General features: G+C 42.2%; 17 protein-coding genes and 3 rRNA genes. 1 reads left to right on the top strand and 19 read right to left on the bottom strand.

Annotated elements, in window-relative coordinates:
• Positions 1-457 precede the first annotated feature (457 nt).
• Positions 458-742 carry a transition state genes transcriptional regulator AbrB gene (gene abrB, locus A5N88_RS15960; protein ID WP_066267814.1) on the top strand — a complete coding sequence of 95 codons (285 nt, stop codon included), beginning with the start codon at positions 458-460 and terminating at the stop codon, positions 740-742.
• A 44-nt stretch (positions 743-786) separates the two neighbouring features.
• Here the strand turns inward: abrB and rsmI are convergent, their stop codons facing one another.
• The 19 genes from rsmI to dnaX form a co-directional block, all read right to left on the bottom strand.
• On the bottom strand, positions 787-1,671 hold the full coding sequence (gene rsmI / locus A5N88_RS15955) for a 16S rRNA (cytidine(1402)-2'-O)-methyltransferase (protein ID WP_198160303.1): 885 nt from the start codon (positions 1,669-1,671) through the stop codon (positions 787-789).
• Between the two features lie 28 nt (positions 1,672-1,699).
• Positions 1,700-2,446: a tRNA1(Val) (adenine(37)-N6)-methyltransferase gene (locus tag A5N88_RS15950; protein ID WP_066267813.1), complete on the bottom strand. Its 747-nt coding sequence runs from the start codon at positions 2,444-2,446 to the stop codon at positions 1,700-1,702.
• Between the two features lie 277 nt (positions 2,447-2,723).
• On the bottom strand, positions 2,724-3,101 hold the full coding sequence (gene yabA, locus A5N88_RS15945) for a DNA replication initiation control protein YabA (RefSeq protein ID WP_066267812.1): 378 nt from the start codon (positions 3,099-3,101) through the stop codon (positions 2,724-2,726).
• A 13-nt stretch (positions 3,102-3,114) separates the two neighbouring features.
• On the bottom strand, positions 3,115-3,942 hold the full coding sequence (locus A5N88_RS15940) for a PSP1 domain-containing protein (RefSeq protein WP_066267811.1): 828 nt from the start codon (positions 3,940-3,942) through the stop codon (positions 3,115-3,117).
• A complete protein-coding gene (holB, locus tag A5N88_RS15935) occupies positions 3,935-4,948 on the bottom strand; it encodes a DNA polymerase III subunit delta' (RefSeq protein WP_066267809.1) in 1,014 nt (337 codons plus the stop codon). Before holB ends, A5N88_RS15940 begins: the two co-directional genes overlap by 8 nt.
• 7 nt (positions 4,949-4,955) lie before the next feature.
• Positions 4,956-5,396 (bottom strand): YaaR family protein, encoded by a 441-nt coding sequence (locus A5N88_RS15930; protein WP_066267804.1) that lies wholly within the window; start codon positions 5,394-5,396, stop codon positions 4,956-4,958.
• 11 nt (positions 5,397-5,407) lie between these two features.
• Positions 5,408-5,737 carry a cyclic di-AMP receptor DarA gene (gene darA, locus A5N88_RS15925; protein WP_066267803.1) on the bottom strand — a complete coding sequence of 110 codons (330 nt, stop codon included), beginning with the start codon at positions 5,735-5,737 and terminating at the stop codon, positions 5,408-5,410.
• Positions 5,734-5,865, bottom strand: a complete 132-nt coding sequence (locus tag A5N88_RS26190) for a hypothetical protein (protein WP_260525565.1) — start codon at positions 5,863-5,865, stop codon at positions 5,734-5,736. Before A5N88_RS26190 ends, darA begins: the two co-directional genes overlap by 4 nt.
• A gap of 201 nt (positions 5,866-6,066) precedes the next feature.
• Positions 6,067-6,711 carry a dTMP kinase gene (gene tmk, locus A5N88_RS15920; RefSeq protein ID WP_066267802.1) on the bottom strand — a complete coding sequence of 215 codons (645 nt, stop codon included), beginning with the start codon at positions 6,709-6,711 and terminating at the stop codon, positions 6,067-6,069.
• Positions 6,712-6,781: 70 nt separating this feature from the next.
• Positions 6,782-8,218 carry an aminotransferase class I/II-fold pyridoxal phosphate-dependent enzyme gene (locus A5N88_RS15915; protein ID WP_066267799.1) on the bottom strand — a complete coding sequence of 479 codons (1,437 nt, stop codon included), beginning with the start codon at positions 8,216-8,218 and terminating at the stop codon, positions 6,782-6,784.
• A 750-nt stretch (positions 8,219-8,968) separates the two neighbouring features.
• Positions 8,969-9,160 (bottom strand): sigma factor G inhibitor Gin, encoded by a 192-nt coding sequence (locus A5N88_RS15905; protein WP_066267795.1) that lies wholly within the window; start codon positions 9,158-9,160, stop codon positions 8,969-8,971.
• A 563-nt stretch (positions 9,161-9,723) separates the two neighbouring features.
• Positions 9,724-9,840 (bottom strand): 5S ribosomal RNA (rrf, locus tag A5N88_RS15900).
• 68 nt (positions 9,841-9,908) lie between these two features.
• Positions 9,909-12,846 (bottom strand): 23S ribosomal RNA (locus A5N88_RS15895).
• A gap of 303 nt (positions 12,847-13,149) precedes the next feature.
• Positions 13,150-14,702, bottom strand: a 16S ribosomal RNA gene (locus tag A5N88_RS15890).
• Together the 16S, 23S and 5S rRNA genes form the textbook arrangement of a ribosomal RNA operon.
• A gap of 297 nt (positions 14,703-14,999) precedes the next feature.
• On the bottom strand, positions 15,000-15,269 hold the full coding sequence (locus A5N88_RS15885; RefSeq protein ID WP_066270607.1) for a pro-sigmaK processing inhibitor BofA family protein: 270 nt from the start codon (positions 15,267-15,269) through the stop codon (positions 15,000-15,002).
• Positions 15,270-15,352: 83 nt separating this feature from the next.
• Positions 15,353-15,568: a YaaL family protein gene (locus A5N88_RS15880; RefSeq protein WP_066267793.1), complete on the bottom strand. Its 216-nt coding sequence runs from the start codon at positions 15,566-15,568 to the stop codon at positions 15,353-15,355.
• A gap of 19 nt (positions 15,569-15,587) precedes the next feature.
• On the bottom strand, positions 15,588-16,184 hold the full coding sequence (gene recR, locus A5N88_RS15875) for a recombination mediator RecR (RefSeq protein ID WP_066267786.1): 597 nt from the start codon (positions 16,182-16,184) through the stop codon (positions 15,588-15,590).
• A gap of 12 nt (positions 16,185-16,196) precedes the next feature.
• Positions 16,197-16,514 (bottom strand): YbaB/EbfC family nucleoid-associated protein, encoded by a 318-nt coding sequence (locus A5N88_RS15870; RefSeq protein ID WP_066267785.1) that lies wholly within the window; start codon positions 16,512-16,514, stop codon positions 16,197-16,199.
• Positions 16,515-16,534: 20 nt separating this feature from the next.
• Positions 16,535-18,223, bottom strand: coding sequence for a DNA polymerase III subunit gamma/tau (gene dnaX / locus A5N88_RS15865; protein WP_066267784.1), 1,689 nt, complete (start codon positions 18,221-18,223; stop codon positions 16,535-16,537).
• Between the last annotated feature and the right edge of the window lie 463 nt (positions 18,224-18,686).

The raw sequence follows: 18,686 nt of genomic DNA, 5'->3' as shown, positions 1-18,686 counted from the left end.
GTCTTTTAATCCTTATCTTTATACAGAAAAACTCTCGCCCAACGGAAGAGAGTTTTCTAATGCCAGTTTGGGCATGACCTTAATTTGTACACTATTATTCCATCATAACCTCTTATACCACCAAAATATACCTAACTTTTATTCTTTTTGCAACTATGACAACCTTTTTCCTGTTAATCGACAACCGTTTACAGTCCTGCCCAGTTTTGTCGAAAAAGTAAGTAGTAATTTTTACAGTTACTTTACAATTCTATATCAGATATAGTAATTTCAGCTTTACCCTTCCGCTCAAAACCTTGATACAGCAAGGTTTTGAGCTTATATTCCTACTAATTAACACTCCAAATTAATTATTGACGAATATGGGAATCGTTGGTATGATAAGTACAGCCCTGAAAAAAATGTCGAAAATTGACGACTTATAAATAGAGAAACATGTTGAGAGGAGAATCATTTTATGAAATCTACAGGTATCGTTCGTAAAGTTGATGAATTAGGCCGTGTGGTAATTCCAATTGAACTGCGCCGTACATTAGGTATTGCTGAAAAAGATGCTCTTGAAATTTACGTTGATGATGAAAAAATTATCTTAAAAAAATATAAGCCAAGCATGACTTGCCATATCACTGGTGAAGTTTCTGATAACAACGTACAGCTTGCTGGCGGAAAATTAGTGCTTAGCCGTGAAGGTGCTGAACAGCTTTTACAAGAAATTCAACATCTTTTCACAGCTGCAAAATAATCGTTCTACAGAAATAAGCATCTCTGATATCAGAGATGCTTATTTTATTCCACATGGTATAGCTGATAGACTTCACGCTTTGGCATATTCCTGTCAATCGCTGTTTGTTTTATCGCTTCTTTTGAAGTGAGCTGCTGCTTCTCCATATACATATTCACTTGTTCTAGAATAGTAAGTCCTGTCCACCATTCTTCACTGCTAGACTCTGCTTCATTTTTATTCCCCTCGACAATTAAACAAAACTCGCCTCGAACCTCATTGTCACTTGCCCAATTCAAGGCAGTTTCAATATCTCCTCTTAAAAACTCTTCATACCTTTTGGTTAATTCTCTGCAAAGGACAATCTGGCGGTTCCCCACAATTTCAAGCATAAGTTTTAGCGTCTCTTTTAGTCGGTGCGGTGATTCATACAGAATGAAGGTAGCTTTCTGATTCTTCAGTTCTTCTAGCTGCTCCTTCTTTTCTCTTTTTCCTCGATGTAAAAAACCATAAAAATAAAAGGGCTGAGGAGGAAGTCCAGAAGCTATCAGTGCAGTTAGTGCAGCATTCGCTCCCGGCAAAGGAACAACGGTCAGCCCCTCATTTATAGCCTCTACAACAAGTTCATAACCTGGGTCGGAGATGGATGGCATACCTGCATCACTTACAAGTGCAACCTTTTCACCTTTTTGCAGCCTGGCAAGGATAGAAGATGCACTTTGCTCTTTATTATGTTCATGATAGCTGACGATAGGAGTATGAATTTCAAAATAATTACAAAGCTTTTTCGTATTTCTGGTATCCTCCGCTGCAATCACATCGGCTTCCTTCATGAGCCTGATTGCCCTGAATGTCATGTCTTCCAGATTCCCTATCGGAGTAGGGACTAAATATAAAATGCCTTTATCCTCTTCGCCTTCAAAGCTTTTTTGCTGTTCGATCATGTTCATCTACCTCTTTCGAATTTATCCTGGTCCCTTACTCATTTGTACCGAATAGCATTTCTTTTACCTCATCGGTATACTCATTTTCCTTAGTATAAACGAATAGCGGCGGCAATATTTTCAAATCACGGCTTCCGTCCTTTGTTCCTTCAACCAGAATCGTATTGGCCTCCTTTCCTTCACGAGGATAGACAAAACGAAGTCTTTTAGGCTCAAGCCGATATTGTCTCATTAAAGAGAGAATATCCATTAGTCTGCCTGGCCGATGTACAAAGGCTGCTTTTCCTCCCTGATGAAGAAGTTGGCTGCTGACACGAATGACATCCTCCAATGTACATAAGATTTCATGCCGGGCTATAGCAAAGTGTTCATTCTCATTAATAATGCTATTTTCCGGTGTTAAAAAATAAGGAGGATTACAGGTTAGAGCATCAAATTTCCCATAGCCGATTGCGCCAGGCAAATCCTTGATATCCCCGTGAATCATATTAATTTGATTTTCCAAATGGTTATATTCTATACTCCTAACAGCCATATCATAAAGTCTTTCCTGTATTTCGACGCCTGTTATAGTACCTTTTGTTCTTTTACTGACCAATAGAGGAACAACACCATTTCCTGTACATAAATCAATTATGTTCCCTCTCTGAATAGGCAAATAAGCAAATCGGGCGAGTAAAACAGCATCAAGAGAAAAGGAAAAGACGGTTGGGCTTTGAATAATTCTTAAATTTTCGGCTAACAAATAATCCAGCCTCTCATCACCTTTTAGTTCAACCATATATACCTCCAAAAACAATCCTTACATTTTGATAGCAAAAGGAAAATTCTATTTGTGATGCTTTGTTGCATCCGTTAAAAACAGCCTTCCCAACTGTAAGGAAGGCTGTTTTACCTTATATATAGGCTCTGTTCATCTTGCCTGTTGGTTTCCGCGCATGCTGCGAGATCTCCCCTAACACACTATTCTAAGCAAGAGTCTCGCGTATCCGTTCCAGTCAACATAGGACTAAAATCAACTTCAATTTTATACAGAGCCCCTATGAAAAAAGAAGCAGTTATTTTTTATTTAAAAAGGAAAGACAAAATAAACAATCCTCATCTTTTCTTGGACTGCCAAAATGTACATTGCAAATATGAAATCCTTCCTGATAAAGCCTCGCCAGATTATCATATCCCTCACCAATGTCCATTTCTTTTTCTAATTCTGACGCTTTCCTTCCGCCTTTTCCCTTCGACTCATTGTCTGCTTGGTTTATGGTTTTCTTTTCTTTAAATTCCAGCCGGCGTCTTAAATGTTCATTCTCTAGCTTTAATGAATTATTCTCTTCAAGTATTTCGGCTAGATATTCCTTTAATTCACCCAGCTTTTGATAAAGAGCGCCAATTTGAGCTTCCATATTGCTGACTGAATCGAAAAATTCTTTCCTATCCATAAACCCCACCCCATTAATCCATGGCCTGGAATGATACTGTACCTTTATTGGATAATTCACTCAAAGTGAATTCAATCACCCGCTGAGGATCTGATAATTCTATTTGTAATATTCTTTCTAAAATATTCAACCCAACTACCTTTCCAGATCCATGAGGTGTTCCTATAATCTCACCAATATCCGGAAGTTCTTCTTTCGCTGCTTCGTATTCATCATTCTCATACTTTAAGCAGCACATTAAACGTCCACAAAGACCAGAAATTTTTGTTGGATTAAGGGATAAGTTTTGATCCTTGGCCATCTTTATGGATACAGGCTCAAAATCCCCCAGAAAAGTGGAGCAGCAAAGCATCCTTCCACAAGGTCCTATTCCGCCTAGCATTTTTGCTTCATCCCTGACACCAATTTGACGAAGCTCGATTCTCGTTCTAAAAATAGCAGCCAAATCCTTAACTAGCTCACGAAAATCGACCCTTCCATCCGCGGTAAAATAAAAAATAACTTTATTCCGGTCAAATGTATATTCAACATCTACCAGTTTCATATCAAGATGGTGTTCAATAATTTTCTCACTACAAACTCTATAGGCTTCTTTAGCAGCAATTTTATTTTCGTCCACGACCATATGATCCTTCTGGTCCGCAAGCCGGATCACTTTTTTTAGAGGCAGTACTACATCATTTTCACCAACTGTTTTGCAGTCAGTAACGACCTTTCCGTACTCTATTCCCCTGGCTGTTTCGACTATGACTGAGTCATTTTTTTGAATCGAGAGGTCATCTGGATCAAAATAATAAACCTTGCCCGCCTTTTTAAAGCGTACACCTACAACATTAAACAACGGTTGATCCCTCCTGCAATTTTAACACGAGCTGTTCCATCAATAGCTGAGGATTCATATTCGCGTTTAATTTCCGTTTTGCCTCTAAAATCGCTGTCATTTTTTCGGATAAGGAACGGGGCGATAATTGGAGTGAATCCGCTTCAAATTCACTTTGTCTGTCAGGATATAAAAGCTGTTCCTCGTCTCCAATTTGATGGGAGAGAAGATCTTTATAAATGTAAAGCAATAAATCTAGTCCAAGATCTAGTTGCTGTTTTTCACTAAAATGGCTTATCCAGTCCTCCTGTAACGATACCATCGCATACAAAGAGTCCTTTTTCAAGGCCTCATACAATTTTAACACTAAAATTCGAGCTTGTGCAAACCACTCATCATTATTTAATAGAATCGCTTCCTGTTTATTATTGGTAATAGTGGAAAGTAATAGGGAAATATTTGGGTTGACTCCACTTTCTAAAAGCTTTGTCTTTAAATAGTGTGAGGGAAATGGTTTAAAAGATACAACTTGGCACCTTGAAAGGATGGTGGGCAGAATTCTCTGTATCTGCTCCGTTATTAAAATAGCAATCGTCTCTGAATTGGGTTCCTCTAAGAATTTCAGCAAACTGTTTGCTGCATTTATAGTCATTTTATCAGCATGGACAACCATATATAATTTCTTTTTCGATTCCACTCCGGATTTGGCAAATTCCTGCTGCAGGTTTCGTATCTGCTCTTTTTTAATAGAAAGGCCGTCGGGCTCAACAAAATGGACATCAGGATGATTTCCATTCTCTATTCTCCTGCAATTTGTACATCCTCCGCATGGATTGATGCTATCCTGCGGTTCGAGACAAAAAAGGCTTTTCGCCAATAGGACGCCAGCCTCCTGTTTCCCGGTGCCTCTTTCTCCTTCAAAAAGATAAGCGTGGGCAAGGCGTTTTTTTAGTATCCCATTCTTCAGGACCTTTGCCGCAAGTGGCTGAACATTTTTCAGTTCATCCCATGTAACTGTCAATTCCATCACTCTCTTACGTATATAAATTAATTAGTAGTCCTTTAATTTCTCCTACCTTCCCCAGTAAATCAATAGACGGCTTATCCTTTTTAAGAAACTCATCCGTTAGATCCACCAGATGCTGGTCAATGGTTTCAACGAGCTTTAATTTTCTGCCCTCTCCAAACTGGTTCCATGAATGAGACTGCTTTAAATTCATTCCAAAATCCACAGTTTCTTTCATAAATTTTTTAACCATCGTTTTATACTTTGCCAAATCTTTAAATGTACGGGAGCGTACTAAGCGCTCCCCTGCATGATCTATTTCCACCAGCATATCTTGCAGCTGGTTATATTGCATCTTTTGCCGCTGAGTTTCAACAAGTGATGTAAAGGTGGAGGCTTTGGCTCCGATGTTTTTTTGATCAGGCTGTTTATTATTAATTCCTATCCTAGTCTCTTGTTCGATTTTCATATTTAGCACCCTTAAAATTGATGGAATTGCTCAACAGGAAGAACAAAAACGGTTGCACCGCCCACTTCAATTTCCACTGGATATGGTATATAGGAATCAGCAGCACCGCCCATAGGAGAAACAGGAGTAACAAGCTGGTCTCTCGATTTGCAATTATCACGAATAACCTGTAAAGCTTTATCCACTCTTATATCTTCTGTACCAATCATGAAGGTTGTATTTCCGGATTTAAGAAATCCACCTGTCGTAGCAAGCTTGGTCACCCTAAAATTATGTTCCACTAATGCACTCATTAAATGCTGGCTATCCTGGTCTTGTACAACTGCTAATATTAACTTCATACTGATCCCCCCTGAATAATTCTCCATGTTCTTTTCATTTTTTGCTCTGTTAATCCTGCCTGTTGATTCACTCGCTTTCCGTGGGCGCCATGAGTCTCGCGCCTTACGCTCCAATCAACATTGATCATTAACAGAGTCCTCATTTTTAAATATTCGGGATTTGTTATTAGTTCTCTTATTATAACATTGATTTTTTATAGTATATATGTATTTCTTTTTACAATCTACTCCAATTAATAGACCTTTATAAAATGGAAATGATCATTTCCATTTTATAATCGACATAATAACAAAAACCTTGAAGAATATATTCCCTCAAGGTCTTATTTTCAAACTAGTATTCCTTTTTCATTCAACTTCTGCGTAATCTTTTCCATCACTTCGGTACAAACTTCTTCAAAGGATTTGTTTGCATCTACTCTTTGAATTCGATCTGAAAATGTTTCTATTATGTTTTCAAATCCAGCTTTCACCCTGGAATGAAAATCAATGGCCTCTAAATCAAGCCGATTAATTTCTCTTTTATTATTTTGTTCAATTCTTTTTAAACCCAGTTCAATATCTACGTCAAAGTAAAGGGTTAAATCAGGCATGATTCCCTGAGTGGCAAACTGATTAATGGCATATACCTCTTGTATGCCTAATCCCCGGGCAAAGCCCTGATACGCCAGCGAGCTATCAATAAATCGGTCACAAAGAACAATAGCACCTCTATCCAATGCAGGTATAACCTTTTCTACAAGATGCTGTCTGCGTGCAGCTGCATACAAGAGAGCTTCCGTCCTGCCATCCATTTCAGTATTTTCCGTATTCAAAATGACTTGACGTATTTGTTCAGCAATCCGAATGCCTCCTGGCTCCCTCGTTAGAACAATGTCCAAGCCCTTATTCTGCAGCTGCGTTGCTGCTTCTGCTAAAACTGTAGTCTTTCCTGCACCTTCCGGACCTTCAACTGTAATAAATATACCCTGCATGCCAAACCTCCGCCGTTCCATTCATTCATTGTTTTAGTATACTATAAAGATGTCTGTGTTTCATAAAGAATCAACAAAAAACTTGAATGGCTCCCTTTTTAAGCTGCTGGGAATCCCCTTGGAAGTTTGCGTTGACTTCCAAAAGCCTGCAAATCTCTTGAATATGCTTATTTGTTATTTCTTCCCCCGGCATTAGAATTGGAATTCCTGGCGGATAAGGAATAACCGTTTCAGCTGCTATGCGGTCTATCGAATGCAGCAGTGGAATGGTTTCCTTAGGTGTTGATTCCATTTCTTTATAAGTTAATGCCATTGGTTTGATAGAACGTATAAAAGAAGAGTCGATTTCATTTTTAACCGTTATGCCTTTTGTTACAGGCATGTTCTTTTCTACTGCAGCTTGAATACGAAGAAGGGCATCCGCATAAGGATAGGCTGTCCCTTTTTTTAACAGTGGTAATATGTACAGCACTTGATAAGGATCGGCCAGTTCTCCGTACACTCCCTGCTCCTCCAGCATCCTTTGCAATTCAAATCCGGAAACCCCCTCCATATAGATAGAGACTTTTAATGGATCACCTTTTTTATCTTGTTTTATTTTTAAAGGACTTAATCTTTTTACTCCATCAACAAATCTTTGAATAGTTTGGAGGGTGTATTCGATATCTTCCCCGCTGAAGTTTGCTAAAAAATATCGTGAAAAATCAAGGGATAGCATTATCGGATAGGATGGGCTGCTTGACTGCAATATCCCTAAATACTCTTCTACCTTTGGAATCGATATTCTGCCGCTATTTACATGCAAATAAGAGCCCATAGTCATAGCCGGCAGTGTTTTATGTGCAGAATGCACCACCATGTCTGCCCCAAGCTCCACCGCAGATGGAGGAAATGGGTCTCCTAAACGAAAATGAGCTCCGTGTGCTTCGTCTACAAGCACAGGAATCTCATAATGGTGAGCAAGATCTATTATTTCCTTTAAGTCATAGGTTTTTCCGTAATAGTTAGGATATGTAGCAATAATTGCTTTTATTTCTTTATATTTTTCAAATGTATTCTTGAGTAATTGAGGGTCTATTCCTCCTGCCATTCCCAGCACATCATCAATTTCCGGATAAATAAAAAGAGGTTGAACCTTTGCCAGTTTAAGAGCATTTAAAATCGACTTATGGCAATTACGCTGAACCATCACATAATCTCCTTCACGGCATACAGAAAGTATCATCGCCAGGTTCCCGACGGTACTTCCGTTAACGAGAAAATAACTTTTTACAGTACCATAATAATCCGTTAAAAGCTCCATCGCTTCTTTTATAGCACCCTCAGGAGAATGAAGGTCATCCAATCCTGTCAACTCAGTTATATCGTTTTCAAGGAATGGCTTTATATTTTTAAATTTCTCATCAATTAAGAAGCCATTTTTATGCCCCGGCACATGAAAGGATATCGGAGATTTCTGTTTAAACTTGTTTATTGCATTATATATTGGCAGAATTTCTTGATTCATTACGCTAATCCCTCACATTTTTTAATCTTTTTTTATATTACTATAGCGGAGATTGCGCTGAAAGGCGGATGAACTTTTAGATAAAAAATAATCGTCCTGCTTTGTTAAATTAAATCCGTCATTAGTACGGATAAACTCCTTTAGGCTCTGATAATGCTGCCTGTGTTAATATCCGCTGCAGGCATGCGAATTCCGCGGGTTTGCAGGGTTATCAGCTCGTGAAATTACCACCCTATGTTTCATTTATCTCAGGCAAAAACTCGAAATCCGTAAAACTAATGAGCAAAGCACTTGCTCTTCTCTTCTCTTCTCTTCTCTTCTCTTCTCTTCTCTTCTCTTCTCTTCTCTTCTCTTCTCTTCTTTAGATTATTTGTTTGAAACAAGTTATCAATATATAAATTCAAATTATATATGTTGAATTTAAGATTTTACTCTGATGATTGGAGCGGAAGACACGAGACTCCTGCGGGACAAACAGGCAAAAGGAGACCCCACAGGCGCAAATTGCGCCGAGGAGGCTCCCTGTCTGCCCCGCGGAAAGCGAGTGCCTGCAGCGGAAATCAATAGCCGATTTATAAGAAAGGCTCTTTTCGTAAACATTGTTGCTACGGGATACAGAAATATCATTTTAAATATATATTCAATATTAAAACTTGTGAAGAGCATTCGAATACAGCCATAAGTACAAACTAATTTCAATTTAAATAGCAAAAAAAACAAGCTTATCTTTATAGCTTGATTAAGAAAAGTTTACGACCGTTTTACACTTTTTAGCCGATCGATATAATATTTATATTTAGGATCACTAGTATCGGTATTCACCATATCCCTTTCACAATCCGAGCAAATAAACGAAGTAAAAAGATGAATTCCTGTTAATTTCTTTTCATCACAAACAATGCATTTTTCTAATGTTGTTTTTTGAACTGCCACCGTATCCATTTCTACACCTCCACAGTCACCAGTTTCCCCAAAAACATCGATTGTATACAAATTTCTAAATTTTTTGTTCTAAACTAGTTAGGACTAGCTCTATATAGGCGGTCTTTATTAGAACAGTTCTTTTTATTCAGAATAACTTTAATGGGGAAAAAAATTCTCTTCATACAGCTGAAAACATAATCCATATAATATACAATATGATTTTTTCTTTAACTGGGTGTATGTCTTTATTAAATTCTTGGCACTGTTAATTTTGCTTGTTGATATTGACTGCAGGCATCCGCTTTCCGCGGGCGGTAGAGGTGCCCTCCTTACACACATTTCTAAGCAGGAATCTCGTGCCTTTCGTTGCAATCAACGCTGTATTCAACTTTCTCCCATAGCGATAAGACAATAACTATTACCAGAGAATGGTTTAGCTTTATGCTTTGAACTCGTAATGAAGTTATTTTGGGGATAGCCAACTTCTTAAGTAAAGTATAATGTCCAAACCTGGAGTAGCTTTCCAGTGAAAATAAGAAATACAAAAACACCACAGAATTTCATCTATGGTGTTTAAAAGTGCCCGGCAATGTCCTACTCTCACAGGGGGACAGCCCCCAACTACCATCGGCGCTGAGAAGCTTAACTTCCGTGTTCGGGATGGGAACGGGTGTGACCTTCTCGCCATAATTACCGGACTATGAAACTGTTGAGGTATTGTTCCCTCAAAACTAGATAAAGAAGTAAGTAAAACGTTGAATCGTTATTGGTTAAGTCCTCGATCGATTAGTATTCGTCAGCTCCATGTGTCGCCACACTTCCACCTCGAACCTATCAACCTGATCATCTTTCAGGGATCTTACTAGCTTGCGCTATGGGAAATCTCATCTTGAGGGGGGCTTCATGCTTAGATGCTTTCAGCACTTATCCCTTCCGCACATAGCTACCCAGCGATGCCTTTGGCAAGACAACTGGTACACCAGCGGTGCGTCCATCCCGGTCCTCTCGTACTAAGGACAGCTCCTCTCAAATTTCCTACGCCCACGACGGATAGGGACCGAACTGTCTCACGACGTTCTGAACCCAGCTCGCGTACCGCTTTAATGGGCGAACAGCCCAACCCTTGGGACCGACTACAGCCCCAGGATGCGATGAGCCGACATCGAGGTGCCAAACCTCCCCGTCGATGTGGACTCTTGGGGGAGATAAGCCTGTTATCCCCGGGGTAGCTTTTATCCGTTGAGCGATGGCCCTTCCATGCGGAACCACCGGATCACTAAGCCCGACTTTCGTCCCTGCTCGACTTGTAGGTCTCGCAGTCAAGCTCCCTTGTGCCTTTACACTCTGCGAATGATTTCCAACCATTCTGAGGGAACCTTTGGGCGCCTCCGTTACTCTTTAGGAGGCGACCGCCCCAGTCAAACTGCCTGCCTGACACTGTCTCCCACCCCGATCAGGGGTGCGGGTTAGAATTTCAATACAACCAGGGTAGTATCCCACCGACGCCTCCACCGAAGCTGGCGCTCCGGCTTCAAAGGCTCCTACCTATCCTGTACAAGTTGTACCAAAATTCAATATCAAGCTGCAGTAAAGCTCCACGGGGTCTTTCCGTCCTGTCGCGGGTAACCTGCATCTTCACAGGTACTATAATTTCACCGAGTCTCTCGTTGAGACAGTGCCCAGATCGTTACGCCTTTCGTGCGGGTCAGAACTTACCTGACAAGGAATTTCGCTACCTTAGGACCGTTATAGTTACGGCCGCCGTTTACTGGGGCTTCAGTTCAGAGCTTCGCTTGCGCTAACCCCTCTCCTTAACCTTCCAGCACCGGGCAGGCGTCAGCCCCTATACTTCGCCTTGCGGCTTCGCAGAGACCTGTGTTTTTGCTAAACAGTCGCCTGGGCCTATTCACTGCGGCTCTCTCGGGCTTGCACCCTACCAGAGCACCCCTTCTCCCGAAGTTACGGGGTCATTTTGCCGAGTTCCTTAACGAGAGTTCTCTCGCTCACCTTAGGATTCTCTCCTCGCCTACCTGTGTCGGTTTGCGGTACGGGCACCTTTTTCCTCGCTAGAGGCTTTTCTTGGCAGTGTGGAATCAGGAACTTCGGTACTATATTTCCCTCGCCATCACAGCTCCGCTTTAATGATAAGGATTTGCCTCATCATCAGCCTAACTGCTTGGACACGGCAATCCAGCGCCGTGCTTACCCTATCCTCCTGCGTCCCCCCATCACTCAAACGGAAAAGAGGTGGTACAGGAATATCAACCTGTTGTCCATCGCCTACGCCTTTCGGCCTCGGCTTAGGTCCCGACTAACCCTGAGCGGACGAGCCTTCCTCAGGAAACCTTAGGCATTCGGTGGAAGGGATTCTCACCCTTCTTTCGCTACTCATACCGGCATTCTCACTTCTAAGCGCTCCACCAGTCCTTACGGTCTAGCTTCAACGCCCTTAGAACGCTCTCCTACCACTGACACCTACGGTGTCAATCCACAGCTTCGGTGATACGTTTAGCCCCGGTACATTTTCGGCGCAGAGTCACTCGACCAGTGAGCTATTACGCACTCTTTAAATGGTGGCTGCTTCTAAGCCAACATCCTGGTTGTCTAAGCAACTCCACATCCTTTTCCACTTAACGTATACTTTGGGACCTTAGCTGGTGGTCTGGGCTGTTTCCCTTTTGACCATGGATCTTATCACTCACAGTCTGACTCCCAAGAATAAGTATTTGGCATTCGGAGTTTGTCTGAATTCGGTAACCCGATGAGGGCCCCTAGTCCAAACAGTGCTCTACCTCCAATACTCTTCTCTTGAGGCTAGCCCTAAAGCTATTTCGGAGAGAACCAGCTATCTCCAGGTTCGATTGGAATTTCTCCGCTACCCACACCTCATCCCCGCACTTTTCAACGTGCGTGGGTTCGGGCCTCCAGTAAGTGTTACCTTACCTTCACCCTGGACATGGGTAGATCACCTGGTTTCGGGTCTACGACCTCATACTCATTCGCCCTATTCAGACTCGCTTTCGCTGCGGCTCCGCCTTATCAGCTTAACCTTGCATGAAATCGTAACTCGCCGGTTCATTCTACAAAAGGCACGCCATTACCCTGCATAAATGCATAGGGCTTTGACTACTTGTAGGCACACGGTTTCAGGATCTCTTTCACTCCCCTTCCGGGGTGCTTTTCACCTTTCCCTCACGGTACTGGTTCACTATCGGTCACTAGGGAGTATTTAGCCTTGGGAGATGGTCCTCCCAGCTTCCGACGGGATTTCACGTGTCCCGCCGTACTCAGGATACACTCAAGAGGGAACGAAGTTTCAACTACAGGGTTGTTACCTTCTTTGACGGGCCTTTCCAGACCTCTTCATTTACCTCGTTCCTTTGTAACTCCGTATAGAGTGTCCTACAACCCCAAGAGGCAAGCCTCTTGGTTTGGGCTAATTCCGTTTCGCTCGCCGCTACTCAGGAAATCGCAATTGCTTTCTCTTCCTCCGGGTACTTAGATGTTTCAGTTCCCCGGGTCTGCCTTCAGTACCCTATGTATTCAGGTAAAGATACTACCCCATTACGGGCAGTGGGTTTCCCCATTCGGAAATCTCCGGATCAAAGCTTACTTACAGCTCCCCGAAGCATATCGGTGTTAGTACCGTCCTTCATCGGCTCCTAGTGCCAAGGCATCCACCGTGCGCCCTTACTAACTTAACCTATAAAAGGTTTTTACTACTAAAATGGAAAAAATCCATAAAGTGGCGATTCTCGGTTATTTGCTTGGTTATTCTCAATATCTAGTTTTCAAGGAACAATACTCAAACGAATGATCAACTTCGAATCTCTTCGTCAGCTTCACTCACTCTCATCCTCACGTATTGTCATACGTTCCGGTGATCGCTCGTTCGCTTCCTCGACCTTCTTGCTGCTGATTCGTTTGATGGTTTTGAGAGATAGTTCCCTCAAAACTAAACAAAAACAGAAACGTCTTTTTATGAAGCGAAGCTTCATTTTCCTTAGAAAGGAGGTGATCCAGCCGCACCTTCCGATACGGCTACCTTGTTACGACTTCACCCCAATCATCTGTCCCACCTTCGGCGGCTGGCTCCAAAAGGTTACCTCACCGACTTCGGGTGTTACAAACTCTCGTGGTGTGACGGGCGGTGTGTACAAGGCCCGGGAACGTATTCACCGCGGCATGCTGATCCGCGATTACTAGCGATTCCGGCTTCATGTAGGCGAGTTGCAGCCTACAATCCGAACTGAGAATGGTTTTATGGGATTGGCTAAACCTCGCGGTCTTGCAGCCCTTTGTACCATCCATTGTAGCACGTGTGTAGCCCAGGTCATAAGGGGCATGATGATTTGACGTCATCCCCACCTTCCTCCGGTTTGTCACCGGCAGTCACCCTAGAGTGCCCAACTGAATGCTGGCAACTAAGGTCAAGGGTTGCGCTCGTTGCGGGACTTAACCCAACATCTCACGACACGAGCTGACGACAACCATGCACCACCTGTCACTCTGTCCCCCGAAGGGGAAAGCCCTATCTCTAGGGTTGTCAGAGGATGTCAAGACCTGGTAAGGTTCTTCGCGTTGCTTCGAATTAAACCACATGCTCCACCGCTTGTGCGGGCCCCCGTCAATTCCTTTGAGTTTCAGCCTTGCGGCCGTACTCCCCAGGCGGAGTGCTTAATGCGTTAGCTGCAGCACTAAAGGGCGGAAACCCTCTAACACTTAGCACTCATCGTTTACGGCGTGGACTACCAGGGTATCTAATCCTGTTCGCTCCCCACGCTTTCGCGCCTCAGCGTCAGTTACAGACCAGAGAGTCGCCTTCGCCACTGGTGTTCCTCCACATATCTACGCATTTCACCGCTACACGTGGAATTCCACTCTCCTCTTCTGCACTCAAGTCTCCCAGTTTCCAATGACCCTCCACGGTTGAGCCGTGGGCTTTCACATCAGACTTAAGAAACCGCCTGCGCGCGCTTTACGCCCAATAATTCCGGACAACGCTTGCCACCTACGTATTACCGCGGCTGCTGGCACGTAGTTAGCCGTGGCTTTCTGGTTAGGTACCGTCAAGGTACCGCCCTATTCGAACGGTACTTGTTCTTCCCTAACAACAGAGTTTTACGATCCGAAAACCTTCATCACTCACGCGGCGTTGCTCCGTCAGACTTTCGTCCATTGCGGAAGATTCCCTACTGCTGCCTCCCGTAGGAGTCTGGGCCGTGTCTCAGTCCCAGTGTGGCCGATCACCCTCTCAGGTCGGCTACGCATCGTTGCCTTGGTGAGCCGTTACCTCACCAACTAGCTAATGCGCCGCGGGTCCATCTGTAAGTGATAGCCGAAGCCATCTTTCAATATTCCCCCATGCGGAGGAAGAAGTTATCCGGTATTAGCCCCGGTTTCCCGGAGTTATCCCAGTCTTACAGGCAGGTTACCCACGTGTTACTCACCCGTCCGCCGCTAACCAAAAGGGAGCAAGCTCCCAATTGATTCGCTCGACTTGCATGTATTAGGCACGCCGCCAGCGTTCGTCCTGAGCCAGGATCAAACTCTCCAAAAAAGAGTTGATTTAGCTCTTAAAGCTGTTGTCTATATAAGACAAAAAATTAACGTTGACGTTTCTGTTTCGTTCAGTTTTCAAAGATCAATTCTCGAATCGCTTAACTCAGCGACTTTTATATATTATCACGTCATATGTACGAGGTCAATACTTTTTTTGCAAAAAAACAATTTAGCATTTACTTCCCTCTATTACAGCGACGTTTATAATAATACCAACTAAAATGACCAATGTCAATACAAGTTACATAATTTTAGCCCATCCTAAGCTTTAAATATGGATGAGCCTTAATTTCACCTAATTATTCAGGATCCATGTTTGGATTATTGTCAGGCCGATTACACCAGGTATACCTAAAAACCCTGAGATACAGGTAGTAACTCCATTAATAGGTACATGTATTCCGAACTGCCCCCCCAATTGGTTTAAAAAAAATAAAAAAATCGCTCCAATTATTAATCGAATAGAGATTTGCCCTACAAGCTTCAGCGGCTTCCCTTTTGATCCTGCTAGAAGCAGAATTAATATCAGCCCAATTATACCTGCAATTACTACAGTAGGATTCAATAAAAAACACCCCTTATTTCCTCTTTTTGTACTATCCATTCTATGAAGGGATTGTCCAAAAAGAACAGAAATAAGGGGAGCAATCATAATTTGATTCTTATATTTCTATGCTTTGCCTCTTTAAATAAAAAGAAGTATTTTGCTTCAGCAGACAATTTATAATAATTTAGCTCATCATTATAATCAAAACTGATTTCAGATAAAGACTTTTGTTGAATCCAATCGTCCTTCGCTGTTGACATTAAATCAATCAATTTCCGATCAAATTCCTCTCGCAATTTCTTTCTTTTGCCAAACAAACGACTCCACTCCGTTCGCTTATACTTCTCTTCTTCCCTCTAGCGCTTTAGATAAGGTGACCTCATCCGCGTATTCCAGGTCTCCTCCAACTGGAAGGCCATGGGCAATCCGCGTTACTTTAATTCCAGATGGCTTAAGCAGTCTAGAGATATACATAGCGGTAGCTTCACCTTCGATATTGGGATTTGTAGCTAAGATTACTTCCTGAACAGTCTCATCCTGGAGCCTTTTTAATAAGTCAGGGACATTAATGTCTTCCGGACCGATTCCATCCATAGGAGAGATTGCTCCGTGCAGCACATGATACAAGCCATTGAATTCCTTCATCTTTTCCATCGCAATTACGTCTTTCGGATCCTGTACGACACATATTACACTGCGGTCCCTTCTTGGGTCTTCACAAATATAACAAGGATCCTGGTCCGTAATATGGCCGCAGACAGAACAATATCCAAGGTTTCTTTTCGCATTAACAAGTGCCTTGGCGAAGTCCAATACCGTATCCTCTTTCATACTCAGTACAAAAAATGCCAGTCGGGCAGCTGTTTTCGGCCCGATCCCTGGCAACTTCATAAAGCTATCTATCAGCCTTGTTATCGGTTCAGGATAATGCATATCTTTTTCCCCTTAGAAGCCTGGGATGTTTAGCCCTTTCGTAAACTGTCCCATTGTTTGATTTGTCAACTCATCCGCTTTCTTTAATGCATCATTGGTAGCAGCCAATACTAAATCCTGCAGCATTTCAATATCTTCAGGGTCTACTACTTCTTCTTTTATATTAACTTCTACGATTTCCTTATGTCCTGAAACAATAACTGTAACCATACCGCCGCCTGCAGTTCCTTCAATTCTTTTATCTCCCAGTTCTTCCTGAGCTTCTGCCATCTTTTTTTGCATTTTTTGCATTTGTTTCATCATATTTTGCATATTTCCCATTCCACGCATTTTCCATTACCTCCAATAAATTAATTATCTTCAATCTCAATTAACTCTGCGCCTACCAGTTTTTTAGCTTCAAGGATAAGGGGATCTTCTTCGGTTGTATCTTCCGAAGAACCTTCACCCTTTTGATTTTGAATAAAATCTTCGCGTATAATGTTCCACTGGTCTTCAGGCACACCAACCAAATGGTAACGAATACCGGTTATTTCGCTTAAAATAATCGATACCGCTTCTAAAAATTTAGCATTTTCCATTGCCATTTTACAATGAATCTCATACTTGAATTTTAAAACAAAAGAAGTCGAAGAGGCCGCTACAGGTTCAGCTTCATTTAAGAGGGCTGCCTGCGAGCGCATTTGTCTGCTGTTTAGCGTTTCCAGCATATCTCCCCAACGGCTTTTGATGAGATTTAAATCTTGCTTTGTTGCATCTTTCAGTATCTCTTGAATTTTGCCAGTTTGCGCTTTGTAGCCTTTGTTAGAGATCCGGGCTGTCTTTTTCGGCGATGCACTTTTTTCTTCCTGCAATTGAGGGATACCATTTGCTTTAAGGATATTTAATTCCTGTTTAAGCATTTCAAGCTCTCTCATTAACTGCTTGATATCCTCACCGCCTGCTTGCTGGACTGCCTTTACCTCACACAGCTTGATTAAAGCAACCTCTAAATAAATACGGGCAAGATTCGATAACTTCATCTCTTGCTGAGTTTTATTTAGTATATCAATGAACTCATATATTTGCTCCGGTGAAATAACTTCAGACAACTGACGGAATTCTTCATCCAGCATTACTCGTTCTATAGCCTCTTCAAGCCCAGGAGCTGTTTTATATAAGAGCATATCACGAAAATACAAAATAAAGTCTTCAATAAAACGCGAAGGATCTTTTCCTTGCTGAATAAGCTTTTCAAGTGTTTGAAGCGCGTTTGATATATCCCTTTGATAAATGGCTTCTGCCAACTGGTTTAAGTAAGATTGGGATATAGAGCCAGTTACAGCCAGTGCATCTTCTACTGTTACCTTCTCATCGCTAAAGGATACTGCTTGATCCAGCAGACTAAGTGCATCCCTCATTCCGCCTTCTGCCGCTCTCGCGATAACAGACAGTGCTTTTTCATCAAAGTCGATCCCTGATTGGCTGGCAATATAGCCCATGCGTTTCACAATATCATTAGCGGTTATTCTTTTGAAATCAAAGCGCTGGCAGCGGGATATAATCGTCAGCGGTATTTTATGGGGCTCAGTTGTTGCGAGTATGAAAATAACATGTTTTGGCGGTTCCTCTAATGTTTTTAACAACGCATTAAAAGCTCCGATGGAGAGCATGTGGACCTCATCGATAATATAAACCTTGTAGGGCACGATACTCGGAGCAAATTTCACTTTGTCCCGGATGTCTCTTATCTCTTCCACACCATTATTGGATGCTGCGTCAATTTCAATTACGTCGGGTATCGTTCCGTCTGTTATTCCCCTGCAGGAAGCACATTCATTGCAAGGCTCCGAAACCGGAGAATTTTCACAGTTTACCGTTTTTGCCAGTATTTTTGCCGCACTCGTTTTCCCCGTTCCTCTGGGGCCGGAAAACAGATAGGCATGAGAGATTTTTTGTTGTAAGAGGGCATGCTGCAGTGTTCTTGTTACGTGTTCTTGTCCGACAACATCCTCGAAGGCCTGTGGTCGCCATACGCGATATAATGCTTGATAACTCATTGCCCCTCTCCTTCTTCCTCTCTAATAAAACGCTTTTCTTTTATTTTACTTCTGTTAAGCTTCTATGTTGATAACTGCTAGTTTTTCAGCTCATGTTCAGCTAAGCTGAAGGCGTGTGAATCTGGTGTTACACACGAATAAGCTACAAAACAACAGAGTCCTTAAACAAAATCCTTATTTTTATATTATACCGTATTTGCTTATAATTTTACATCTAGAAACAGGTATGTTGGAAACAAAGTTACTTTTTAACTGTCTGCCTAATTTTTTAATGTAAACAGCCAAGTAGAAAATCTAAACAAGAAAAGTGTAAGCGCCTTGCTCATCGGCGTACGGATTCCGGAGTCTTCGACTGAGATAATGGAAACACAGCAAGGCAATTCACGAGCGGATGTTAACTTCCACAGGGAGAAGACGGAGAAATCCGGTAGCCGATAGGCGCTGGAGCTGGACAAGAAAAATA

Origin of the sequence: Heyndrickxia acidicola (assembly GCF_001636425.1) — a bacterium.
GTDB lineage: Bacteria > Bacillota > Bacilli > Bacillales > Bacillaceae_C > Bacillus_AE > Bacillus_AE acidicola.
The sequence above is the reverse complement of the archived record's forward strand: the minus strand, read 5'-3'. Positions and strand labels throughout refer to the sequence as shown.